General features: G+C 63.4%; 19 protein-coding genes. 9 read left to right on the top strand and 10 right to left on the bottom strand.

The window, feature by feature from the left end; all coding sequences use genetic code 11:
• Window positions 1–66: 66 nt before the first annotated feature.
• Window positions 67–951 carry a 50S ribosomal protein L11 methyltransferase gene (locus SMD31_RS05180; protein ID WP_320499730.1) on the top strand — a complete coding sequence of 295 codons (885 nt, stop codon included), beginning with the start codon at window positions 67–69 and terminating at the stop codon, window positions 949–951.
• Window positions 952–1152: 201 nt separating this feature from the next.
• On the opposite strand, the gene SMD31_RS05175 is transcribed toward SMD31_RS05180, so the two are convergent.
• The gene (locus SMD31_RS05175; RefSeq protein WP_320499728.1) at window positions 1153–1809 is read right to left on the bottom strand and encodes a DUF1127 domain-containing protein; all 657 of its coding nucleotides are present in this window, start codon (window positions 1807–1809) and stop codon (window positions 1153–1155) included.
• Between the two features lie 240 nt (window positions 1810–2049).
• Between SMD31_RS05175 and SMD31_RS05170 the strand changes: the two genes are divergently transcribed.
• The gene (locus tag SMD31_RS05170) at window positions 2050–4080 is read left to right on the top strand and encodes an aminopeptidase P family protein (RefSeq protein ID WP_320499726.1); all 2031 of its coding nucleotides are present in this window, start codon (window positions 2050–2052) and stop codon (window positions 4078–4080) included.
• A 166-nt stretch (window positions 4081–4246) separates the two neighbouring features.
• Here the strand turns inward: SMD31_RS05170 and SMD31_RS05165 are convergent, their stop codons facing one another.
• A complete protein-coding gene (locus SMD31_RS05165) occupies window positions 4247–5878 on the bottom strand; it encodes a GMC family oxidoreductase (protein ID WP_320499724.1) in 1632 nt (543 codons plus the stop codon).
• Entirely contained in the window at window positions 5871–6809 is a 939-nt protein-coding gene (locus tag SMD31_RS05160; protein ID WP_320499722.1) for a LysR substrate-binding domain-containing protein, read from the bottom strand. The genes SMD31_RS05165 and SMD31_RS05160 overlap by 8 nt, the downstream gene beginning before the upstream one ends.
• Window positions 6810–6986: 177 nt before the next feature.
• Between SMD31_RS05160 and SMD31_RS05155 the strand changes: the two genes are divergently transcribed.
• The 4 genes from SMD31_RS05155 to SMD31_RS05140 all read left to right on the top strand — a co-directional run bounded on the left by SMD31_RS05155 (window position 6987) and on the right by SMD31_RS05140 (window position 11991).
• A complete protein-coding gene (locus SMD31_RS05155; protein WP_320499720.1) occupies window positions 6987–8570 on the top strand; it encodes an ABC transporter substrate-binding protein in 1584 nt (527 codons plus the stop codon).
• A gap of 76 nt (window positions 8571–8646) precedes the next feature.
• On the top strand, window positions 8647–9840 hold the full coding sequence (locus SMD31_RS05150; protein ID WP_320499718.1) for a mandelate racemase/muconate lactonizing enzyme family protein: 1194 nt from the start codon (window positions 8647–8649) through the stop codon (window positions 9838–9840).
• 140 nt (window positions 9841–9980) lie between these two features.
• On the top strand, window positions 9981–10889 hold the full coding sequence (locus tag SMD31_RS05145) for an NAD(P)-dependent oxidoreductase (RefSeq protein WP_320499717.1): 909 nt from the start codon (window positions 9981–9983) through the stop codon (window positions 10887–10889).
• 58 nt (window positions 10890–10947) lie between these two features.
• A complete protein-coding gene (locus SMD31_RS05140) occupies window positions 10948–11991 on the top strand; it encodes an alcohol dehydrogenase catalytic domain-containing protein (protein WP_320499716.1) in 1044 nt (347 codons plus the stop codon).
• Here SMD31_RS05140 and SMD31_RS05135 read toward each other — a convergent pair.
• Entirely contained in the window at window positions 11988–12746 is a 759-nt protein-coding gene (locus SMD31_RS05135; protein ID WP_320499715.1) for an IclR family transcriptional regulator, read from the bottom strand. The genes SMD31_RS05140 and SMD31_RS05135 overlap by 4 nt on opposite strands.
• Before the next feature lie 107 nt (window positions 12747–12853).
• Between SMD31_RS05135 and SMD31_RS05130 the strand changes: the two genes are divergently transcribed.
• From SMD31_RS05130 to SMD31_RS05120, 3 genes are all read left to right on the top strand, one after another.
• Window positions 12854–14005, top strand: a complete 1152-nt coding sequence (locus SMD31_RS05130; RefSeq protein ID WP_320499714.1) for a M24 family metallopeptidase — start codon at window positions 12854–12856, stop codon at window positions 14003–14005.
• A gap of 112 nt (window positions 14006–14117) precedes the next feature.
• Entirely contained in the window at window positions 14118–17729 is a 3612-nt protein-coding gene (locus SMD31_RS05125; protein ID WP_320499713.1) for a hydantoinase B/oxoprolinase family protein, read from the top strand.
• A gap of 235 nt (window positions 17730–17964) precedes the next feature.
• Window positions 17965–19371 (top strand): FAD-binding oxidoreductase, encoded by a 1407-nt coding sequence (locus SMD31_RS05120; protein ID WP_320499712.1) that lies wholly within the window; start codon window positions 17965–17967, stop codon window positions 19369–19371.
• 83 nt (window positions 19372–19454) lie between these two features.
• On the opposite strand, the gene arsN2 is transcribed toward SMD31_RS05120, so the two are convergent.
• The 6 genes from arsN2 to SMD31_RS05090 all read right to left on the bottom strand — a co-directional run bounded on the left by arsN2 (window position 19455) and on the right by SMD31_RS05090 (window position 22939).
• Entirely contained in the window at window positions 19455–19883 is a 429-nt protein-coding gene (arsN2, locus tag SMD31_RS05115) for an arsenic resistance N-acetyltransferase ArsN2 (protein WP_320499710.1), read from the bottom strand.
• Window positions 19858–20895 (bottom strand): ACR3 family arsenite efflux transporter, encoded by a 1038-nt coding sequence (gene arsB, locus SMD31_RS05110; protein ID WP_320499708.1) that lies wholly within the window; start codon window positions 20893–20895, stop codon window positions 19858–19860. Before arsB ends, arsN2 begins: the two co-directional genes overlap by 26 nt.
• A gap of 17 nt (window positions 20896–20912) precedes the next feature.
• Window positions 20913–21440, bottom strand: a complete 528-nt coding sequence (locus SMD31_RS05105; RefSeq protein WP_320499706.1) for an arsenate reductase ArsC — start codon at window positions 21438–21440, stop codon at window positions 20913–20915.
• A 9-nt stretch (window positions 21441–21449) separates the two neighbouring features.
• Complete coding sequence (locus SMD31_RS05100; RefSeq protein WP_320499704.1) at window positions 21450–21950, bottom strand: ArsI/CadI family heavy metal resistance metalloenzyme; 501 nt, start codon at window positions 21948–21950, stop codon at window positions 21450–21452.
• On the bottom strand, window positions 21919–22302 hold the full coding sequence (locus SMD31_RS05095) for an ArsR/SmtB family transcription factor (RefSeq protein WP_320499702.1): 384 nt from the start codon (window positions 22300–22302) through the stop codon (window positions 21919–21921). The genes SMD31_RS05100 and SMD31_RS05095 overlap by 32 nt, the downstream gene beginning before the upstream one ends.
• A 208-nt stretch (window positions 22303–22510) precedes the next feature.
• The gene (locus tag SMD31_RS05090; protein WP_320499700.1) at window positions 22511–22939 is read right to left on the bottom strand and encodes an ester cyclase; all 429 of its coding nucleotides are present in this window, start codon (window positions 22937–22939) and stop codon (window positions 22511–22513) included.
• Window positions 22940–23195 lie beyond the last annotated feature (256 nt).

Below are 23195 nucleotides of genomic sequence, written 5' to 3'. Positions count from 1 at the left end.
GTGCCGTGGTGAGAGTGGATGCCCGGGTCAGGCCCGGGCATGACGAACCTATTTTTGGGGGCCTACATGCAAGCCAAAGTGAAACTCTATGCGGTGACGGTCGATTTCGACTTCAAGCCGGAAACCGCCTGGCGCCTGGCGCTGGAAGAAGCCCTGGAACCCTTCGGGGCGGCCCTGGTCAGTTTCGAGACCGATGGCGGCAAGGGCTGGCATATGGAAGTGATCGGCGAGGAGAAGCCGTCGGCTGCGGCCGTGAAATCCGTCCTCAAACCCTTCGGCAATTTGAAAGCCGTCATCGGCCTGGTCCCGGACAAGGATTGGCTGGCCGAGAGCCGCAAGGGCCTGGCGCCGATCAAGATGGGGCCGTTCTTCATTCATGGCGAACATGACCGCGGCAAGGCGCCGAGGAACGTCATCCCGCTCGAGATCGACGCCGGCATGGCGTTTGGCACCGGCCGGCACGAAACGACCAGCGGCTGCGTCAAGGCGTTGCTGAAGCTCTCGAAGACGCTGAAAGTGAAGAAGGCACTCGATATCGGCACCGGCACCGGCATCCTGGCCTTCGCTGCCCATCACCTGTTCGATATTCCGGTCATGGCCGGCGACAACGACAAGGACGCGGTGCGCGTGGCACGTGAGAACGCCGCCATTAACGGCCTCAAGAAGCACATTCGCATTGTTGCCTCGGACGGCTACCGGGCGAAGGCGATCCGCGACAATGGCCCTTACGACCTCATCACGGCGAACATCCTGGCCAATCCGCTCATTTCACTGGCGCCTGATCTGGCCAAGAGCCTCGGGCGCAATGGCCGCGCCATTCTTTCCGGCCTGCTGAAGACACAGGAAAAGGACGTGCTGGCGGCGCATCACGCCGTGGGCCTCGAGCTCGATTTCCGCATCCGCCAGAACGACTGGTCGGTCCTGGTGCTGAAGAAAAAGGCGCGGCGCTAACTCCCCTCACCCCAACCCCTCTCCCCAGAGGGGCGAGGGGCTTTCTAACGAGCTCGCTCGAACCTCCCTCGCCCCGCTTGCGGGGAGAGGGTCGGGGTGAGGGGCCTTTGGCTAAAGCCGCACAAACTGAAACGGCGGCCCGGGAGGGACCCGGACCGCCGTTTCGGCGCACTACTTAGGGGAAACTCGAGTGTCGAACTTTTACGCGGCCTTCGGGGCGAGGGCGTTGCTGTTGGCAGCAAGGCCACGCTCGGCGAGGTTGCCGGCCAACTCGTCGATATCGCCGCGGATGACACCGATATCCATCAGCTGGCGATCGGTGAGGCGCGACAATTCCTTCGCGGTGGCACGGGCCGCAGACCAAGCCTTGAGGGGCGCGGTCACGTCTTCTTCCATCGCCTGGACGGTCGCGGGGAGCGCGCCGTTGATGGCACCGGAGAGACGGGCCACATGGGCCTCGATCTCGAAACGGGCGAGGCCGATATCGGCCAGCAACCGGTCATCGAGGGCTTCGAGGGTCGCACGGGCCTTGCGGCGACGGTTCCAGTCGATCGCCGGACGGAGAACACCGTTGACGACGAGGCGGCTGAATTCCGCGAAGAGGCTCTCGTCACCGGCCGGCAAGGCCTCGCGGGCCAGCGCCGGGATGGAGCCACGGCCCACACCGATGTCGTTCAGCGAACGATCGTCGAGGGCGTAAAGTTCGTTTTCCAGCTGGATGCGCGCATAGGTGCGGCGCACGGCGCTGGAGATGGCACGGCCAAAACGCGCAAAGGCAGCGAGGCCGATTTCCTTGGTGGCGGAGGCCGACAGGGCCTGGCTCGACGCCACGTTCTGATTGATCACGATCCGATTCATAGTAACCTTCCAATCCGGCTTTCAAGTTCAGATGGCACCGTTGCCATCGCTTCTGTTGTGCGGACAGGCAGAACATAATCTTTACCCCACCCGTTTAGTAGTGGTTTCGCCGCATCGCAGCAATGCACGCGGCGCATGCAAAACGGTCAAGATGGCAGTGTGATGCATATCACTAAGAACTAATTAAGACGGTATAGTGACTTAGCTGTCACACAGTTTATGGTTAATTTGGAGATTGAGATGGTAACTTCCCCGGATTCAGCGTGCCGAGAGACCTATCAAGGGGATGAAGCACTTAGCGGATTGCTCAAAAAGCATCAGGCGCATTTAAGTGTTAACGCCCTTGCCGACCTATTGCCGGGGATCGCCGCGGCGCCGGCGGGTGAGCGGCCGGATTCCTGGATGGACCTGGTGGCGGACAATCCGAGCCCTGCCTTGGTCGCCCAGCTGCAGGCTTTCCGGCGTGAGAAAGAAAGCCGCTTTGCCCAGACGCAGAGCCAGCCGATCGCCGCGCGCCTCACCCTTCTCCGCGAGGCGCTGAAGCGCCAAGGCCTCGACGGCTTCATCATCGGCCGCGCCGACGACCACCAAGGGGAATATGTTCCCAAGAATGCCGAGCGCCTGGCTTATATCTCCAACTTCACCGGGTCGGCCGGCATGGCGGTTGTCCTCGCCGACAAGGCCGCGATCTTCGTCGACGGGCGCTACACCATCCAGGTGAAGGACCAGGTCGACCCCGCTCTCTATATATATCGTCATCTGGTGACGGAGCCGGCCGACCTCTATATCGCCACCGAGTTGAAGCCGGGGCAGAAGATCGGCTTCGACCCCAGGCTCTTCACACCCGACCAGGCCGGCCGCTTCCGCGCCGCGGCCAAGCGCGCCGGGGCGGAGCTGGTCGCCGTCACGAAGAACCCGGTGGACGAGATCTGGGCCGGCCGTCCCGCCGATCCCATTTCCCCCGTCCTGCCGCATGACATGAAATTCGCCGGCGAGGGCTCGGCCGAGAAGCGCCGCGCTCTTTCCGCCAAGCTGAAGGCCGAGGGGAAGGCCGCTGCCATCATCTCGGGCCCGGATTCCCTCTGCTGGCTGCTCAACATCCGCGGCGCCGACGTGCCGCGCACACCCTTTGCGCTGGGCTTCGCCGTGCTCCATGACGATGCCCGCGTCGATCTCTATATGGACCGCCGCAAGCTGACGCCCCAGGCGCTGACCCATCTTGGCAACGAGGTCGCGGTAGCGGCCCCTGATGCCTTCGAGGCTGGCCTGCAGGCACTGGGCGCCAGCAAATCGGTCATCGCCATCGATGCCGCGACCACCTCGGAATGGGTTTACGACAATCTGGCCAAGTCCGGCGCCCGCGTGCATGTCGGCGAATGCGTCTGCGCCTTGCCCAAGGCGGCCAAGAACGAGGTCGAGGTGCAGGGCTCCCGCAACGCCCATACCCGCGACGGTGCGTCGGTCGCCCGCTATCTCGCCTGGATCGCCGAGCGTGCGCCCAAGGGCGGGTTGAAGGAGATCGAAGCCTCGGACCAGCTGGCGGCCTTCCGCCACGGCAACGACTATTTCCGCAATCTTTCCTTCGACAGCATTTCAGCAGCCGGCCCCAACGGCGCCATCTGCCATTACAAAGCGATGCCGGAAACCCAGCGCGAGATTCCGGTCAACTCCCTCTACCTGATCGATTCCGGTGGGCAATATCTCGACGGCACCACCGACATCACGCGGACCATCGCCATCGGCACGCCGACGCAGGAGATGAAGGAATGCTTCACCCGCGTGCTGAAGGGCCATATCGCCCTGGGCACCGCGCGTTTCCCCAAAGGCACCACCGGCTCGGCGCTCGATGCCCTGGCCAGGAAGCCGCTCTGGGATGTGGGTCTCGATTACGACCATGGCACCGGCCATGGTGTGGGCTCCTATCTCTCGGTGCATGAAGGGCCGCAGCGCATATCGAAAGTGCCCAACCGCGTCGCCCTCGAACCCGGCATGATCATCTCGAACGAGCCCGGCTATTACAAGGAAGGCGAATTCGGCATCCGCATCGAGAACCTCGTCGTCGTGCGGGAAGTGACGGGTAATCCGGACTGGCTGGAATTCGAAACCCTGACCCTGGCGCCGATCGATTTGAACGCGATCGAGAAGAAGCTCCTCACCGCGGAAGAAACCGCTTGGCTCAACGCCTACCACGCCCGCGTCCGCGCGGCCTTGGCGCCACAGCTTTCGGGCAGCGATCTCGCTTGGCTAAACGAGGCGACGAAGGCGATCTAAGTATCCCCCTCTCCCTAACCCTCCCCACCGCCGACGAATGTCGGCATGCGCCGACTGCGGGGGGAGGGAACTCGAGCCAGCTCGAACCCAGTATTTCAGCAAACTCGGTGGGACTCCCTCCCCCCAACGTGGGGGAGGGTGGGGGAGAGGGGGCCTTTCCTCAGATCTACCGATTATCCTCACCCAGCAGGAACGCCGCACCCTTTTCGGCCACCATCATCGTCGGTGCGTTGGTGTTGGCCGAGGGGATGCTGGGGAAGATCGCGGAATCGATCACGCGCAGCGACTGCAGGCCATGCACGCGCAGGCGTGAATCGACAACCGACTCCGCTGCATTCGTCCCCATGCGGCAGGTGCCGCTGGGATGAAAGATCGAATAGGTCGATTCCTTCACATAAGCCTCAAAATCCGCATCCGATTGCGTGCGCGGCCCCGGCTTCGTCTCCAGCCGGATGACACTGCCCAATGCCTTGGTATTGGAGAGGCGCCGCATCAGATGCGCCGCTTCGATGATCTCCGCCATGTCATCGGGATGCGACAGCAGATTGGGCTGGATCTCCGGGGCGACACTGGCGTCGCGCGATTTCAAGCGCAAATACCCGCGGCTCTTCGGCCGGCAGGGCGAGGCGCTCAAGGAGAAGGCCGGCGTCGAGCGCACGATGATCAGCTCGCGGCTGTCGGGCGAGGCCTTCTCATAGGCCAGCGGACAGAAATAGAGCTGGATGTTCGGCCGCGCGCGCGATGGCGACGAGCGCACGAAACCGCCGGCCTGGTTGAGACTGCCGGCCAAGGGGCCTCGCCGCAGCAGCGCATATTGGGCACCAGCCTTGATCTTGCCGAACCAGTTGCCGAGCTCGGAATTCAGTGTCGGCACGGTCGCTTCGAAGTAATGATCATAGCAGATGTGATCCATCAGATTCTGCCCGACCATCGGCAAATCATGGACCACATCGATGCCTTGCGCCTTGAGATCCGCCGCCGGCCCGATGCCGGAAAGGAGCAGCAGATGGGGCGAGCCGATGGCACCGGCGCTGAGGATCACCTCGCGCTGCGCCCGCACGTCTTGCAGGATGCCGTCGCGGCGCAATTGCACGCCCACGGCGCGCTTCCCCTCGACGAGGACTTTGAGCACCTGTGCGCCGGTGATGACCTCAAGATTGCCGCGCTTCAAGGCGGGCCGCAGATAGGCCTTGGCCGAGGAATGCCGCTGCCCCTTTTTGATATTGACCTGGTAATGCCCGACGCCTTCCGCCTCGGCGCCGTTCAAATCACTGAGATGCTTGAAGCCCAGTTCCTCGGCCGCCTTGAAGAAGGTCTCGCAGATGGGATGCGTGTCGCGGCCCATCTGCGTCACATGCATCGGCCCGTCGCCGCCATGGAGATCGCTGGCGCCGAAATCATGGGTCTCCATCTTCTTGTAGAAGGGCAGCACGTCGCGCCAGCCCCAGCCCTGATTGCCGACCTTCTCCCAATCCTCGAAATCTTCCGCCTGGCCGCGGGCAAAGACCATGGCGTTGATCGAGCCCGACCCGCCCAGCACCTTGCCGCGCGGGTAATAGACGACACGGTCCTTGAGCGCGGGCACCGGCGCGCTGTTGAACATCCAGTTGACCCGCGCGTCGAAATAGGTGCGGGCATAGCCCACCGGCACGTCGATATCGAAGCGCCGGTCGCTGGGACCAGCCTCGATCAGCAGCACCTTGTGTCGGCCGTTTTCCGACAGCCGTGCCGCCATCACGCAGCCGGCCGACCCGCCGCCGACGATGATGTAATCTGCGCTATTCATATCATTAGCCATGCGATCTCCGTCGGCGACCGGTCGCGGCCGCCTTGCCTTTCATCTGTTGTGCCGCTTCCGTCGCCAGTTCCTGGCGCAGCCAATCGGCGAAAAGCAGCGCTTCGGCGCGCGGGGCGTCCGAACTCTGCGTGGTCAAAAGGTAATGCGATTGGTCGTGCGGCAGCTCGACGCCCTTGACGCGCACGACCTTGCCCGTTGCCTCAAAGGCCTCGGCAAAGCGCGACAGCACCAGCGCCGCGCCATGTCCCGAGGCGACGATCTCGAGCGCCGCCAGGCTGGTGTCGACCGAAATGCCGGCGCCGCCTTTGGGGAGTTCCATGCCGGCCGCCTCATAGAGATGCAGCCAGTCGCCCTCGACGCCCATGATCTGCACCATTTCGGTGCTGCCGATGTCGCGCACCGATTTGATGCGCGAGCCTGGCGCCGTCACCAGCACGATGGGGTCGTTGACCAGCAGCTGTGCGGCCGATCCCGGCCAATTGCCATAGCCGAAGCGGATGTCGATATCGGTCTTGTCGGCGGGCAGGGCATCGGCCCAGATCGCCGAGAAGAGGCGCAGGCGGATCCCCGGATGCGCCTGGGCAAACCGGTGGAGGCGCGGCGTCATCCACAGCACGGCAAAGGAAACCGGCACGCGCACATTCAGTGTCGTCTCGCCGGCCGGTCCGAAGATGCTCAAGGTCGAGATCGACAATTCGCTGAACGCCTGTCTGACCGGCACCAGATAGGCCTTGCCGAGATCGGTGAGGCGCAAGCCCCGCGCCAGGCGCTCGAACAGCGGATAGCCCAGTTCCTGCTCCAATGCCCGCATCTGGTGGCTGACCGCGGCCGAGGTCAGGCCCAACTCGTCCGCCGCCGCCGCAAACGACCCCCGCCGCGCCGACGCTTCGAAGGCGCGCAACCAGGGGAGTGGGGGCAGGCGATAGGACATGGGGTTCAGGAGCGACAAATAAAATGAGGTCTTAGGCCCATAATACATCGTTTGATTTTAGGTTCTGTCAAGCGCTGCAATGGGCGTCAGCCGGCCCGCATCGCCGCCCTTTCTGATAAGGCGGCGAAGCGGGCGCGTGCCAATTCAGAAACCGCAAACGCAGGGGAGAAAAGCTCCATGGATATCAAGTCGATGAACAAGTTGGCGGCGAAGGGCAAGATGTCGCGCCGCGATTTCGTCCAGCTCGCCATGGCGGCCGGCATCACCGCCGCCACCGCGCAGACCATGTTCACCAAGGCCGCTCGTGCCGAACCCAAGAAGGGCGGTCGCTTCCGCATGGCCCTGGGCAGCGGCGCCACCACCGATACGCTTGATCCCGCCACCTTCCCGGACACCTTCAACGGCGTCTATGGCTGGGGCTCGCTGCGTTCCAGCCTCACCGAAGTGACGCCGGAAGGCAAAGTCGTTCCCGACCTTGCCGAGGGCTTCGAGGCCTCAAAGGACGCCAAGACCTGGGTCTTCACCTTGCGCAACGGCACGCAATTCCATTCCGGCAAGTCGGTCGATGCCGATGACGTCGTCGCCTCGATCAACCATCACCGCGCCCCGGAATCGAAATCGGCCGCGAAATCGCTGCTGACCACGGTCACGGATGTGAAGGCCGACGGCAAGAACAAGGTCGTCATCACCCTGAGCGAAGGCAATGCCGATTTCCCCTTCGTGATTTCCGACTACCACATGCCGATCCTGCCCGCGAAGGACGGCAAGGCAGATTGGCAATCCGGTGACGGCACCGGTCCTTATGTCATGGGCCGCTATCAGCCGGGCGTCAGCGCCGAAGGCAAGCGCTACGCCAACTATCACCGCGAGACCTATTTCGACGAAATCGAGATCAAGGCCATCACCGATGTCGTGGCGCGCAGCAACGCGCTCTCCAGCGGCGATGTCGATTATATCGACCGCGTCGACATCAAGACCGTCGACATGATGGCCCGCGCCGGCACTGTCGACATTTCCGAGGTCGCCGGCTTTGCCCATTACGTGGCGCCGATGAACTGCACCGTGGCACCCTTCGACAATGTCGATGTGCGCCTGGCGCTGAAATACGCGATCGACCGCGAGGAGATCGTGAAGAAGGTGCTGCGCGGCCATGGCTCGGTCGGCAACGACAACCCGATCGCCTCGGGCGTGCCCTACCACAAGGACCCCAAGGTCAAGCACGCCTACGACCCGGAGAAAGTGAAGTTCCACCTCAAGAAGGCGGGCCTTAGCAGCTTGAAGGTCGATCTCTCGACCTCTGATGCGGCCTTTGCCGGTGCCGTGGATGCCGCCAGCCTGATGAAGGAATCGGCGGCCAAATGCGGCATCGACATCAATGTCATCCAGGAGGCGGGCGACGCCTATTGGGATGCGGTGTGGATGAAGAAGCCCTGGTGCATGTCCTATTGGTCGGGCCGGCCCACGCCGGATTTGATGTTCTCGACCGCCTACGCGGCCGATGCCGCCTGGAACGACAGCTTCTGGAAGAACGACCAGTTCAATAAGCTGCTGGTCGCTGGCCGCAGCGAGCTCGACCAGAAGAAGCGCGCCGACATCTATGGCGAAATGCAGGACATCGTGGCCGAAGACGGCGGCGTCGCTGTCCTCATGTTCTATAATTACATGAACGCATGCGCTAAAACCGTTGCACATCCTGACGTCATCGCTCCAAACTGGGACGTCGACGGCATGAAGATCACCCAGCGCTGGTGGTTCGCCTAAAGACCCGGATGACCGGTTGCGGGCCGATCGGTTATGCGGCCCGCAACCGCCCTTATCACTCGGTCAAGCAGCTCTCATGAAAATCACCGGTCTCAAGACGTTCGTCGTCGGCAATCCGCCGCCTTCCTTCGGCGGCCAATATTTCATCTTCGTGAAGCTGGTCACCGATACCGGGATCGAAGGCCTGGGCGAAGTCTACGGCACCGCCTTCGGGCCGAAGACGATGGTGGCGGCGATCGAAGACATGTATCAGCGCTATGTCGAAGGGATGGACCCCTTCCATATCGAAAAGCTGTGGCGCCTCGCCTATGGCTCCGGCTATACGCTGCGCCCCGACGTGACGGCGATGAGCGTCTTGTCGGCCATCGAGATCGCCCTCTGGGACATCAAAGGCAAGGCAACCGGCAAGCCGGTCTATGAATTGCTGGGCGGCAAGGTGCATGACCGCCTGCGCTCCTACACCTATATCTATCCCGATGTCGCCAAGGGCCAGGACAGCTCCATCTATTGGAATCCGGAAGCCTCGGCCGAGCGCGCGGCGCATTACGTGAAGATGGGTTTCACCGGCATCAAATTCGATCCGGCAGCACCCTATTCGCCCTTCGACCCGCGCCAGCCCTCGCTGGAATCGATGGATCTCTGTGAGAAGTTCTGCAAGCTCATTCGCGAAGCGGTGGGCTCCAAGGCCGATCTCCTCTTCGGGACCCATGGCCAGTTCACCACGGCGGGTGCCATCCGCTTTGCCCAGCGCATCGAGAAATACCAGCCGCTCTGGTTCGAAGAACCGACGCCGCCGGAAAAGCCGGAAGACATGGCGCTCGTAGCACGCGGCACCAAGATCCCGATCGCCACTGGCGAGCGCCTGGTCACCAAATACGAATTCGCCCGCGTCCTCGAACAGCGCGCCGCCTCCATCCTGCAAATGCAGGTCGGCCGCGTCGGCGGCCTGCTGGAAGCCAAGAAGATCACCAGCATGGCCGAAGCCTATTACGCCCAGATAGCGCCCCATCTTTATGCCGGTCCCGTCATCGGCATGGCAAATGTCCATCTCGCCACCTGCAGCCCCAACTTCCTCATCCTCGAGAGCATCGAAACCTGGGGCGGCTTCCACGGCAAGATCATCAAGAAGCCGGTGCAATGGGAAGCGGGCTATGTCATCCCGCCGACGGAACCGGGTCTCGGTATCGAACTCGATGAGGATGTCGCCAAGGCGCATCCCTACACCGGCAAGAACCTGCATCTGGAAATGACCAATAAGGTGATCCAGTAGAGATCTATTTGTCCCCGTCATGGTCGGCGAAGGCCGACCATCCACGAGTTTTGTCCAAATGAAGAAAGTAACTCGTTGAAGCCCCGGCCAAGCCGCGGCTTCAACGAGGCAAGAAGACGAAGAATAAGGGAGAAGGCTACATGCGTTACGGCTTCATCGGTCTCGGACATATCGGACTGCATCTGGCGACCAGCCTGCAGCGCGGCGGCTTCCCGCTCGTCGTCCATGATTTGCGTCCGGAATCGGCCAAGCCCCTGCTGGCGCAGGGTGCCAAATGGGCGGATTCGCCAGCGCAACTGGCCGAGCAGGTCGATACCGTCATCACCTGTCTGCCCAGCCCCGGTGCCACCCAGGAAGTGCTGGCCGACAAGGACGGCATCCTTGCCGGTCTCGACGAAGGCGGGCATTGGATCGAGATGGGCACGCTGGGCCGTGACGAGATTCTGCGCTTTGCCGAGATGGCGAAGCAGCACGGCGTCCGCACCCTGGAATCGCCCATTACCGGCGGTATCCATCTGGCGGCCACTGGCGATGTCACTGTGCTGGCCGGGGGCGACAAGGACCTCTTTGACATTCATCAGCCTGCCTTGGCCAAGATGGGCCGCAAGATCTTCCACATGGGACCGCTGGGTTCCGCGGCGGTGATCAAGGTCATCACCAACATGCTGGCCTTCATCCATTTGAAAGCCGTGGGCGAGGCACTCATGCTGGCCAAGCGCGGTGGCCTCGACCTCACCCAGGCCTATGAGGCGATTGCCGCGTCCTCCGGCAATTCCTTCGTCCACGAAACCGAGGGCCAGCTCATCCTCAACGGCTCCTACGATATCGGCTTCTCGATGGACCTCGCCTTGAAGGATCTCAGTTTCGCCCTCAATTTCGGCCGGGAATTCGGCGTGCCGCTGGAGCTTGCCTCGATCACCAACCAGACCTATGTCGAAGCCAAGGCCGTCTATGGCGGCAAGGCGGAATCGCCGATGATCGTGAAGCTGCTGGAAGACGCGCTGAAGACCGATCTCAGGGCGCCGGGTTTCCCGGCAAAGCTGCTCTAAGCCAGCGGCGTTGGATCGGTTCGCACTCTCAGCGGGGCACCCGCATATGAAGGCGGTCGTGACCACCGGCCCCGGTGGTTACGACCGGCTCGATTTTCGCGACGTGCCCATCCCTGTGCCGATGGCGGGCGAGGCTTTGGTCAAGGTCCTTGCGGCCGGTATCAACAACACCGACATCAACACCCGCCTCGGCTGGTACTCGTCGCGCGTGACGGCTGGGACGGCCGAAGCCGCCGGCGCCATGCCGGCCGCGGATGGCGGCTGGAATGGGGCCAGCCCATTTCCCTTCATCCAAGGGACGGATTGCTGCGGCAGGGTCGCTGCCATCGGTCCCGGTGGCGATGCATCGCTGCTCGGGCAGCGCGTGCTGGTGCGCCCCTGCATGCGCCCCCAGGGCTTCTCCAGCCTGGACATGAAGTGGCTGGGATCGGATTTCGATGGTGCCTTTGCCGACTATGCCGTCGTGCCGCAAGCCGAGCTCTTTCCCATCGCCAGCCAATGGAGCGATGCGGAACTGGCGACCATTCCCTGTGCCTACGGCACGGCGGAGAACATGCTGCACCGCGCCGGTGTCAGCGCGGGCGAGAGAGTGCTGGTGACCGGCGCTTCCGGCGGTGTCGGCTCGGCGGCCGTGCAGCTTGCCAAGCGGCGGGGCGCCTGGGTGGCGGCCGTGACGACGGCGGATAAAGCCGCGGCACTTCTTCACCTCGGCGCCGATCACATCATCGATCGCGCATTGGGTATCCCCGCGGATCTTGCCGGCACCTTTGCCGTCGCTGTCGACAATGTGGCTGGGCCAGGTTTCGGCGGCGTGCTGACGGCCCTTGCACGCGGTGGCTGCTATGTCACTTCCGGCGCCATCGCCGGCCCGGTGGTGGCGCTCGATATGCGGGATCTATATTTGCAGGATCTTACCTTGATCGGCTGCACCGCCTGGGACGCGCCCGTCTTTCCGAATTTGATCGGCTATATCGAACGCAACGAAATCAGGCCGTTGGTCGCAGGCACTTTCCCGCTGCAGGAGATCGCCGAGGCGCAGCGCGCCTTTCTCGAGAAAAGGCATGTCGGCAATTTCGTGCTGATACCGCCCGGCGCCGCCTAGAGCAGCAGCTTGCCGATTCGCTGCGCTTCCTTCTGCAACATCGAAAGCAACCTTGGCCGCCGCGCGGCGCCGAACCGCGCGCCCGGTCCGTGCAGGCTCAGCGTCGCGCGGATCTTTCCGCCCTGGTCGAGGATCGGCACGGCGAGCGCCACGGTGTCGGCGGTGTATTCATCCTCCTCCGTCGCATAGCCGGCCTTCCGGATCTTCGCGAATTCTTTCTCCAGGCGCTTGGCATCGCCGATCGTCTTCTGCGTCGTCTTGGTGAAGGTGAGTGCACTGAGCACTTGGCGCTGTACCGCGTCCCCTGAGAAAGCGAGGAAGCACTTCCCCGATGCCGTGCCGTGCATGGGCAGGTCGCGGCCTTTCAAGGGCGTGGCCTTTAGGAACACCTCGCCTTCCAGGCTCTCGACCACGACCATGGTGGTGGCGGCTGGGACCAGCAGATTGACCATCTCCCCCGATTGCTGGCAGAGGCGCACCAGCGCGGGGCGGGCAAGCGCAATGATGTCGAGCCGCGCCTCGACCTTCCGCCCCAGTTGCAGCAGGCGCGGCCCCAGCCGGTAGCGGCCGCGCTTGCCCACTTGTTCCGCGAGCTTCAATGCGACCAGGCTCTGCAGCAAGGTCAGCGCCGTCACGGGCTTCAGGCCCGTGCGCGCCACGACGTCCTGCAGGCGGCACCCTTCCGCCGGTTCCCGGGCAAGCGTCTCCAGGATCTGATCGGCGCGGGCCAGGGATTGGATTCGGACCTGTCTCATGATGTCATATTCTACAATGTAGAACAGAAGTCACTTCTAGATTTGTGCCGGGGGCGGGCCCATGGTCTTCTTTGGCCACATCGCCAGCAAAGCCGGAGTTTCACATCATGTCGCTGCACTTCACCCGCGAGGAATTCGCCGCCCGCCGTAAGGCCACCATCGCCGCCCTTGAGGCGCGCGGCCTCTCCGGACTGCTGATGTTCCGGCAGGAGAGCATGTATTACCTCTCCGGCTACGACACCTTCGGCTATGTCTTCTTCCAATGCTATTACCTCGGCGCCGATGGCCGGCAGTTCCTCCTCACCCGCGCGCCCGATCTCCGGCAGGCGCAGCTCACCTCGGACATCGCCGATATCCGCGTCTGGGTCGACGGGCCGGACGCCAATCCGTCCGCTGAACTCCGCGATATGCTGAAATCCTGGGGACTTTCGGGGAAGAAGCTCGGCATCGAATGGGATGCCTATGGCTTGACCGCCAAGAACGGCATGCGGATGGCGGCGGCGTTCGAGGGTTTTGCGACGCTCGTCGATGCCAGCGACATCGTCTCCAAGCAGCGTCTGGTGAAGTCGGCCAGCGAACTTGCCTATGTCGAGAAGGCGGCGCACCTTGCCGATCTGGCACTTGATGAGGCGCATCGCCTGGCAGCCCCCGGCGTGCATGGTGCCGAAATCCTCGCCGCCATGCAGAGCATCATCATCCGCAACGATGGCGACGATCCGGCCAATGAATTCATCATCGGCTCGGGTCCGGAAGCGCTGCTGTGCCGATATCATTCCGGCCGCCGCGTGCTGGAAAAGGACGACCAGCTCACCCTCGAATTCGCCGGTGTCTTCCGCCACTACCATTCGGCCCTGATGCGCACCATTCCCATCGGCAAGGTGCCGCCGCGCCAGGTCGAGATGCACAAGGTCGCCGTCGATGCGCTGGAGGCGTGCAAGGCAGCCCTCATCCCCGGCCGCCCGATCGGCGAGGTGTTCGACGCCCATTCGCGCGTGCTCGATGCCGCCGGTTATCAAGCCTACCGGATGAACGCCACCGGCTATTCCCTCGGCACGACCTTCGCGCCCAATTGGATGGATTATCCGATGTTCTATCACGGCAATGCGGAGCTGGCGGCACCCAACCAGGTGTTCTTCATCCACCTCATCATCTTCGACTCTGAGCGCGGCCTCGCCATGACATCCGGGCAAACGGTCGTTGTGACCGAGACCGGCTGCCGCGTACTATCCAAGCGCGGCACGGAACTGGTGACGCGCTAGTTTTAGAATGCGTCATCCCCGGGCGAAGACCCGGGGATCCACTGGTGCCTCGGATAGACTGGATGCGCGGGTCAAGCCCGGGCATGACGAGACAAAATGGGCGGATATCGAAGTGGCTAACTCCTGGCAGTTCTGGATCGATCGCGGCGGCACATTCACCGACATCGTGGCAAAGGCGCCGGATGGGCGGCTCATCACGCATAAGCTGCTCTCGGAAAATCCGGAACGCTACAAGGACGCAGCAATGGCTGGCATCCGCGCCATTCTGGGTCTGGCACCCGACGCAGCACTCCCCGCCGATGTCGCCGCCATCAAGATGGGCACCACCGTCGCCACCAACGCGCTCCTCGAGCGCAAGGGCGAGGCGGTGGTGCTGGCGGTAACCCGGGGCTTCAAGGATGCCCTGCGCATCGCCTATCAAAACCGCCCCAAGATCTTCGCCCGCCGCATCGATCTCCCCGAACTCCTCCACCGCGACGTGATCGAGATCGAGGAGCGCGTCGATACGGCTGGCCGGGTCCTGACGCCCCTCGACCTCCACAAGGCGCGTGCCGATTTCAAGGCGGCCTACGCCAAGGGCTACCGCGCCATCGCCATCCTCTTGATGCACGGCTTCCGCTACCACGCCCATGAACAGGCCCTAAAAAAGCTGGCCGAGGAAACCGGCTTCACCCAAATTTCGGTCAGCCACGAAGTCTCGCCGCTGATGAAATTGGTGAGCCGCGGCGACACCACGGTGGTCGATGCCTATCTCTCGCCGATCCTGCGCCGCTATGTCGATCAGGTGGCAGGCGAGATCGGCAACAAGACGACGCGCCTCATGTTCATGCAGTCGAATGGCGGCTTGACCGACGCCGCCAAGTTCCAGGGCAAGGACAGCATCCTCTCTGGCCCCGCCGGCGGTATCGTCGGTGCGGTGGAGACGGCGCGGCAAGCGGGTTTTGGCGAGATCATCGGCTTCGACATGGGCGGCACCTCGACCGACGTCTCCCATTTCAACGGTGCGTTCGAGCGCACTTACGAAGCGCAGGTGGCGGGCGTGCGGATGCGCGCCCCCATGATGCTGATCCACACCGTGGCGGCTGGCGGCGGCTCGATCCTGCATTTCGACGGCAGCCGCTATCGCGTCGGCCCGGATTCCGCCGGTGCCAATCCGGGGCCGGCCTCCTACCGCCGCGGCGGGCCGCTCGCTGTCACCGACTGCAATGTCATGATGGGCCGGCTTCATCCCGATCATTTCCCCAAAGTATTCGGCCCGAATGGCGATGCGCCCCTCGATCGCGACGTGGTGGTGGCGAAGTTCAAGGCGCTCGCCGCCGACATCGCCAAGGCGACCGGCAAGGCGCCGAAGCCCGAAGACATCGCCGAAGGCTTCCTCGACATCGCCGTCGCCAACATGGCCAACGCCATCAAGGAAATCTCGATCCAGCGCGGCTATGACGTCAGCAAGTATGCCCTCGCTTGCTTCGGCGGCGCCGGTGGCCAGCATGCCTGCCGTGTGGCCGATGCGCTGGGCATGACCAAGATCTTCCTGCACCCGCTGGCCGGCGTGCTCTCGGCCTATGGCATGGGCCTTGCCGACATCCGTGCCATCCGCCACAAGACGGTCGAAGCAGCACTCGACCAGCATCTCGTGACCGGTCTTGCGACCGAACTCGAAACAATGGCGCAAGCGGTCCGGACCGAAATCGCCGCGCAAGGCATCGCGCCTGCCGAGATCGATCTGCGGCGCCAGGTGCATGTCAAATATGCCGGCACGGACGCCCCGCTCATCACCGATTTCGGCACCGCCGCCGAGATCCAGGCGGGCTTCGAGGACGGGCATCGCCAGCGCTACGGCTTCATCGTGCCCTCAAAGTCCCTCATCGTCGATTCGATCTCGGTCGAGGCGATCGGCAAGACCGAGCAGGTGGTCGATCCCTTGCTGACACCCATGGCGGGCGATGCAAAGCCGCTCGCCACCGTGCCCTTCTGGGCGCATGGCGAAGCCCTGACCGCCCCCGTCTTTGACCGCGCGGCCTTGCGCCCCGGCCAGCAGATCGATGGCCCCGCCATCATCCTCGAGCCGATTTCGACCAACGTCGTCGAACCCGGCTGGCGCGGCGTCTTGAACGAGCGCGGCCATCTGGTGATGGAGCGCTATGTCGCCGCCCGGCGCCAGCATGCGGTCGGTACCGAAGTCGACCCGGTGATGCTGGAGATCTTCAACAACCTCTTCATGTCGATTGCCGAGCAGATGGGCTCGACGCTTGAGAAGACCAGCCATTCGGTCAACATCAAGGAGCGGCTCGATTTCTCCTGCGCGCTCTTTGATTCAAAGGGCCATCTCATCGCCAACGCGCCGCATATGCCGGTGCATCTGGGCTCCATGGGCGAGAGTGTCGAGAGTGTCATTGGCACCCATGCGACAAAGGATGGCGGCACCGATATGCGCCCCGGCGATGTCTATGTGCTGAACGCGCCCTATAACGGCGGCACGCATCTCCCCGACATCACCGTGGTGACGCCGGTCTTCGACGATGGGGGGAGCCGCATCCTCTTTTATGTGGCAAGCCGCGGCCATCATGCCGATATCGGCGGCCTCACGCCCGGCTCCATGCCGCCCTACAGCCGCACGGTCGAGGAAGAAGGCGTCCTCATCGACAATGTGAAACTGGTCGATCAGGGCGTCATGCTGGAGAAGGAGATGCGCAAGCTGCTCGCCTCCGGCAAATACCCGGCGCGCAACCCCGACCAGAACATCGCCGATCTGGGTGCACAAATAGCCGCCAATGAAAAGGGCGTGCAGGAACTCCACCGCATGGTGGCGCAGTTCTCGCTGCCCGTGGTCGATGCCTATATGGGGCATGTGAAGGCCAATGCCGCCGAACAGGTCCGCCGCGTGCTCGACCGCCTCACCGACGGCAGCTTCGCCTATGAAATGGATGACGGCGCCGTCATCAAGGTGGCCGTCACGGTCGATCACCAGGCGCGCCGCGCCAAGGTCGATTTCACTGGCACCTCGGCGCAGCTGGGCACCAATTTCAACGCGCCTTCCGCCGTCGCGAAGGCCGCCGTGCTCTATGTCTTCCGGACCCTCATCGATGACGAGATCCCGATGAACCAGGGATGCCTCGACCCGCTCGACATCGTCATCCCCGATGGCTCGATGCTCAAACCACATTATCCGGCGGCGGTGGTTGCCGGCAATGTCGAGACCTCGCAATGCATCACCGATGCGCTCTATGGCGCCATGAATGTGATGGCGGCGGCGCAGGGCACGATGAACAACTTCACCTTCGGCAATCAGCGCCATCAATATTACGAGACCATCGCCGGCGGTTCCGGTGCGGGTGCGGATTTCGACGGCACTGATGCCGTGCAGACGCATATGACCAATTCGCGCCTCACCGATCCCGAAGTGCTGGAATTCCGCTTCCCCGTGCTGCTGGAGGATTTCCACATCCGCAAGGGCAGCGGCGGCAAGGGCCGGCACAAAGGCGGCGACGGCGTCGTGCGTCGCGTCCGCTTCCTGGAGGAGATGACCGCCGGCATCCTCTCCGGCCATCGCCGCGTGGCGCCTTACGGCTTGCAGGGCGGCGGGGAAGGGGCGCTGGGCAAGAACAGCGTCATCCGCGCCGATGGCAAGGTCGAAATCTTAAAAGGCACCGACGGTGCCGAGATGCAGCCAGGCGACGTCTTCCTGATCGAAACCCCCGGTGGCGGCGGTTTTGGGCGGGCGTAGACCGGCTCTTTTCGGGGGCGCCTCCCGCACAGAATCCAGGACAGCGGCAAGGGGCCTTGTGCTAGGCTCCGAGTAAGACGTTGAGGCACGAAGCGCCCCTCACCCCGACCCTCTCCCCGCAAGCGGGGCGAGGGAGTTCGAGCGAGCTGAGTGGAAAGCCCCTCGCCCCATGAAATGGGGAGAGGGGTTGGGGTGAGGGGCCTTCACGCCCAGACCTAACGTAAGGACACTGCCCATGACCGCCGCAGCTCCCCGCCCGCAACGCAATCTCAACGTCCCCGGCCTCGTCGCGGCGTTGCAGAAGATCCTGAAAGCCGATCAGGTCTCGACCAATGCCGGCATCCGCGACCGGCACGGGCATGACGAATCCTATCACGAGAGCCATGCGCCGGATGTCGTCGTGTTTCCGGAATCGACCGAAGAGGTTTCTGCCATCGCCAAGGTCGCGGCCGAGTTCGGGGCACCCGTCATTCCCTTCGGTGTCGGCACCTCATTGGAGGGCCATGTGGCGGCACTCGATGGCGGCATCAGCATCGACATGGGCCGCATGAACAAGGTGATCGAGGTCAATGCCGACGATCTCGACGTCAAGGTCCAGGCCGGGGTGACCCGGAAGGCGCTCAACGCCTATATCAAGGACCAGGGCCTCTTCTTCCCGATCGATCCCGGCGCCGATGCCACCATCGGCGGCATGACGGCGACGCGAGCGTCCGGCACCAATGCGGTGCGCTACGGCACCATGCGCGAGAACGTGCTGGGCCTCACCGTGGTGCTGGCCGATGGCCGCATCATCCAAACCGGCGGCCGGTCGCGGAAATCGGCGGCGGGCTATGACCTGACGCGCCTCTTCGTCGGCTCCGAAGGGACACTCGGCATCATCACCGAGATCCGCCTGCGCCTTTACGGTGTCCCGGAAGCGATGGCGGCGGCGGTCGCCAATTTCCCCGATATCGGGTCGGCGGTGAACACCGTCATCCGCACCATCCAGGCCGGCGTCCCCGTGGCGCGCATCGAGCTCCTCGACGAAGTGCAGATCGACGCCATCAACAAATATTCCAAGCTCAATTTCGCCGTGCGCCCGACCCTGTTCTTCGAATTCCACGGCACCGAGACCGGCGTTGCCGAGCAATCGGCGCTGGTGAACGAGATCGGCGCCGAGTTCGGCATGAGCGATTTCAACTGGACCTCGAAGGCCGAAGACCGCAACAAAATGTGGCAGGCCCGCCATGACGCCTTCTATGCGGGCCTGGCCCTTCGCCCCGGCGCCAAGGGCTGGCCGACCGATGTCTGCGTGCCGATCTCGAGGCTTGCCAATTGCATTCTGGAAACCAAGGCGGATGTGGCGGCCTCCGGCCTGCTCACGCCTTTGGTCGGCCATGTGGGTGACGGCAATTTCCACCTCTGCATCATCTTGAACCCGGATGATGCCGAAGAAGCCGCCCGTGCCAAGGCTTTGACCGACCGCCTCGCGCATCGCGCCATTGCCATGGGCGGCACCTGCACCGGCGAACACGGCATCGGCTATGGCAAGATCCCTTTCCTCGAGGCCGAACACGGCTCCGCCGTCGCCGTCATGCGCCAGCTGAAGACGACCCTCGATCCCGACAACCGCATGAACCCCGGCAAGATTTTCAGGGCGTAAGCCCTGCGGGTTCGTCCGTCACACGCGCCCTACCCTCTCCTGTCACGGGGGAGGGCGGGGTGGTGGGCGCCAAGTGACGGGTATCAGATGTCCTTCACCAACAGCTTGGCACTTGCCGGGCACAGGGTGGTGAATTGCAGCGACTGGGTCACCACGCTGGGTGCCGCCTCGCGCGCGGCATCGGCAAAGCCCAGATGCCGGAAGAAATCCATCGCATCCGTGGTCATCAGCCAGACGCGTGCCGCGCCGTCGTTACGGGCTTGCGCCAGCAGCGCATCGACCAGCGCCCGCCCGTGACCGCGACCGCGCGAAGCCGGGGCGATGACGACCGAGCGCAACAATTGATCATTGCCGCTGCCCTCGAACCCGCCATAGCCGATCACGCCGCCGCCCGCCTCGGCGGCGCGGAAGAAGCGCCGCCCCGCGGCATCGAGATCGCCGGTGGGGAGATCGGCTTGCCTCAGCGCGGTGGCAAGTTCCTGCAACTCATGGAGCGGTGCGAGTGACAGCATCCTTGGCCTCATACCAACCCTTGCTCGCGCGCACGATGCGCACGACCGACAGCATCACCGGCACTTCGACCAGGACGCCGACCACGGTGGCAAGGGCTGCACCCGAATTCAAGCCGAAAAGGCTGATCGCCGCGGCGACCGCCAGTTCGAAGAAATTGCTGGCGCCGATGAGGGCTGCCGGTCCCGCCACACACCACGCCACGCCTAAGCGCCGGCTCAGGAGATAGGCGATGCCGGCATTGAGATAGACCTGAATGAGGATCGGCACGGCGATGAGCGCGATGGTGAGCGGCTGGGCAATGATCTCGCGGCCCTGAAAACCGAACAGCAGCACCAAGGTCAGCAGCAGCGCGCCCAGCGACAAGGGTCGCATGGCGGCAAGTGCGCGGTCGAGGCCCCCGCTTTGCAGCAGCCAGCGCCGCAGCACCTGCGCGACCACGACCGGAATGACGATATAGAGCACGACCGACAGCAGCAGCGTCTCCCACGGGATGGTAATCGAGGCGACGCCCAGCAGCAGCGCCACGATGGGGGCAAAGGCAACGACCATGATGAGATCGTTGAGCGCCACCTGACTCAGGGTGAAATGCGGCTCGCCATCCACCAGATTGGACCAGACGAAGACCATCGCCGTGCAAGGGGCGGCGGCCAGCAGAATGAGTCCAGCGATGTAAGACGAGATCTGCGATGGGTCGAGCAGCGGCGCGAAAAGGGTGCCGAGGAAGAGTGTCCCCAGCAGCGCCATCGAAAACGGCTTCACCGCCCAATTGACCAGCAGGGTCACACCGACGCCGCGCCAATGCGCGCGCACGCCGCCAAGGGCCGCGAAATCGATCTTCAACAGCATCGGCACGATCATCGCCCAGATCAGGATGGCGACCGGCAGATTGACCTTGGCCAGTTCGGCGCCGGCCACCAGGCTGAAGAAACCCGGCATCAGATAGCCAAGGATGATCCCGGCGCCGATGCACAGCGCCACCCACAGGGTCAGGTAACGTTCAAAAAGTCCCATATCCCACGCTGATTCTCTCAGGCCACGTCCGGGCGTTTTTTCGAGGCACCCTGACTGGCGCCGATCTCGCCCAGTTTTGCGCCCAAGGTCAAGCGGTCGAGGCTGGCAAGCGGCAAGGCGGTGAAGGCGCCGATGCGGTTCTTCATATAGCGCAGCGCCGCGACGAAGGCCGCCTCCTGCTCCATGGGCGATGACGTCACTGCGGCCGGATCCTCGATGCCCCAATGTGCCGACATTGGCTGGCCCGGCCAGACCGGGCAGACCTCGCCCGCGGCGTTGTCGCAGACCGTGAAGATGAAATCCATCTGCGCTGCGCCAGGTGCTGCAAACTCTTCCCAGCTTTTCGAACGGAAACCGTGGGTCGGGTAGCCGGCATCGCCGAGGACCTTCAGTGCCATCGGATGCACCTCTCCCTTTGGCATGTTCCCCGCCGAGAAGGCGTTGAAATGCGGCGCACCGTCCTTGCGCAAGATACTCTCGGCAAGGATCGAGCGCGCCGAATTGCCGGTGCAGAGGAAAAGGACGTTGTAGGTTTTCGTCGTCATCGTCTCATCTCACGCGCAGCAGGCCGAGCCGGCCGGTGCATCCGCGGCTTTGGTGCCGCAAGGGTTGTCGCCGCAGCAGGCACTGGCGGCGCTCGTTTCAACCGGCCCAGTTTCGACCGCTGCCGTCTTGCCGTCACCGCCATAGACCGTGCTGCCGCCATGGGTCAGGAACGTTTCCCAGGAAATGCCGGCGGGATCGGTGATCCAGCTCTTGGTCGATTGGGCATAGCAGCAGGTGACATTCCCCTGGTCGACGACCGGGCGGTCGGCCAGCTTGAGGCGGTCGTAGACTTCGCCCAGTTCCGCCTCGTTCTCCACCTGGATACCGAGATGGTCGAGTCCCGCCACGCGGCCGCGCGCCGTGATGGCGAAATTGACGCGCGGATCATCCAGCATCCACTTCGCATAGTCGGTCTTGGCGACCGATGGCTGGGCGGCGAACAGCGTCGAATAGAAGCGGATCGCTTCCTCCAGATTTTCAACGGCAACGTTGACGTGCAGGCGCTTCATTTTCGGTCTCTCCTTTGGCCACGGACTCTTTGGGATCGGGATCGCAGACAGGGGCGCAGGCCTGGCCGCCACAGCAATTCTCGGTGAGATAGGCAACCAGGCGGTTCATGTTGGCAAAATCCGCGGCATAGATGATCTGCCGCCCCAACCGCCGCTGGGTGACCAGGCCTGCCTGCAGCAATTGCTGCAGATGAAAGGTGAGCGAGGAAGGCGGCATCGCCATCGTCTCGGCGAGGCTCCCGGCGGCGAGGCCCTCCGGCCCCTTTGCGACCAGCAGCCGATAGACCGCCAGCCGATGCTCATGCGCCAGGGCTCCCAGGCTGGTGACGATCTGCTGCGCCTCTTGCACCATCGCGCTCTCCATCATTTCGACGTTTATCGAAATATCAGGGCGCGCCAGTGCCGGTCAAGGACATTTTGATGATTGTCGAAATGAAGTGGCAGGCACTCTCGCTCGAAATGCCCTCTCCCTTCATGGTGAGGGAACGGTGGGGGCAACTGACGGACCTTTCTGGTGTCAGGCTGTGTCATACGGACACATTCGTGCCCCGCTGTCAGCACTAAGGAAGATGCCGCACCAGCGGACGCGTCCATGTCTCCTGCGCCACCGGGTCGGTCCAGGCGGAGCCCAGCGGCTGCAGGATGACCCATGTCTCGGCAAGCAAGCCATCTTCGATGCGGTAGCTCTGCAGTCCGGCGCGGCTGCGCATCTCGCCGCTCTCTTGATCGCTCCATTGCATCGTGAAGCGATACCATGCGGCCTTTTCCTGCAGCACATGGTCATAGACGACAATGCGAATATCCGGCCGGGCCGCCTTAAGTTTGGCGAGTTCGGCGGCATATGCTTCGCGTGTTACCACGCGGTCGCCCGCTTCGTCATGGCGGATGTAATGCGGCGCCACGCAAGCTGGAATGAGATCGAACCTGCTCTCATGCCAGACCCGTTCCCAGCGGTCGAACAAGCGGCGCAGATCAACATTCTTAGGCATCGCCCCATCCCCCCTCATCCATTGTGTTCACATGATACATCGAATCATGGATATTTGTTCTTGAAATGTTCTTAGCACACGCCTAGGAATGCAGTAGCAATGTAGAGGCGCTCATCTCATTCGGACCGGCCACACAGCGGCCATCTGCAATCAGCCGGTTGTTGGCTGACGCAAGCCGCTCTACCGCTCGCAGAGAGGGGAAGGCGTGGGCGCAGGTCTGTTGCTCTTGGCCGGTAGCCTGAACCGGCCCGATTGG

Source organism: Dongia rigui (assembly GCF_034044635.1).
Lineage (GTDB): Bacteria > Pseudomonadota > Alphaproteobacteria > Dongiales > Dongiaceae > Dongia > Dongia rigui.
Note: the sequence above shows the minus strand (reverse complement) of the source record. Positions and strands in the feature narration are given on the sequence as shown.

Excerpts from the sequence above, each read along its gene's own strand:
- SMD31_RS05180 (WP_320499730.1), top strand. The coding sequence starts at position 67 with ATGCAAGCCAAAGTGAAACTCTATGCGGTGACGGTCGATTTCGACTTC.
- SMD31_RS05175 (WP_320499728.1), bottom strand. The coding sequence starts at position 1,809 with ATGAATCGGATCGTGATCAATCAGAACGTGGCGTCGAGCCAGGCCCTG.
- SMD31_RS05170 (WP_320499726.1), top strand. The coding sequence starts at position 2,050 with ATGGTAACTTCCCCGGATTCAGCGTGCCGAGAGACCTATCAAGGGGAT.
- SMD31_RS05165 (WP_320499724.1), bottom strand. The coding sequence starts at position 5,878 with ATGGCTAATGATATGAATAGCGCAGATTACATCATCGTCGGCGGCGGG.
- SMD31_RS05160 (WP_320499722.1), bottom strand. The coding sequence starts at position 6,809 with ATGTCCTATCGCCTGCCCCCACTCCCCTGGTTGCGCGCCTTCGAAGCG.
- SMD31_RS05155 (WP_320499720.1), top strand. The coding sequence starts at position 6,987 with ATGGATATCAAGTCGATGAACAAGTTGGCGGCGAAGGGCAAGATGTCG.
- SMD31_RS05150 (WP_320499718.1), top strand. The coding sequence starts at position 8,647 with ATGAAAATCACCGGTCTCAAGACGTTCGTCGTCGGCAATCCGCCGCCT.
- SMD31_RS05145 (WP_320499717.1), top strand. The coding sequence starts at position 9,981 with ATGCGTTACGGCTTCATCGGTCTCGGACATATCGGACTGCATCTGGCG.
- SMD31_RS05135 (WP_320499715.1), bottom strand. The coding sequence starts at position 12,746 with ATGAGACAGGTCCGAATCCAATCCCTGGCCCGCGCCGATCAGATCCTG.
- SMD31_RS05130 (WP_320499714.1), top strand. The coding sequence starts at position 12,854 with ATGTCGCTGCACTTCACCCGCGAGGAATTCGCCGCCCGCCGTAAGGCC.
- SMD31_RS05120 (WP_320499712.1), top strand. The coding sequence starts at position 17,965 with ATGACCGCCGCAGCTCCCCGCCCGCAACGCAATCTCAACGTCCCCGGC.
- arsN2 (WP_320499710.1), bottom strand. The coding sequence starts at position 19,883 with ATGCTGTCACTCGCACCGCTCCATGAGTTGCAGGAACTTGCCACCGCG.
- arsB (WP_320499708.1), bottom strand. The coding sequence starts at position 20,895 with ATGGGACTTTTTGAACGTTACCTGACCCTGTGGGTGGCGCTGTGCATC.
- SMD31_RS05105 (WP_320499706.1), bottom strand. The coding sequence starts at position 21,440 with ATGACGACGAAAACCTACAACGTCCTTTTCCTCTGCACCGGCAATTCG.
- SMD31_RS05100 (WP_320499704.1), bottom strand. The coding sequence starts at position 21,950 with ATGAAGCGCCTGCACGTCAACGTTGCCGTTGAAAATCTGGAGGAAGCG.
- SMD31_RS05095 (WP_320499702.1), bottom strand. The coding sequence starts at position 22,302 with ATGGTGCAAGAGGCGCAGCAGATCGTCACCAGCCTGGGAGCCCTGGCG.
- SMD31_RS05090 (WP_320499700.1), bottom strand. The coding sequence starts at position 22,939 with ATGCCTAAGAATGTTGATCTGCGCCGCTTGTTCGACCGCTGGGAACGG.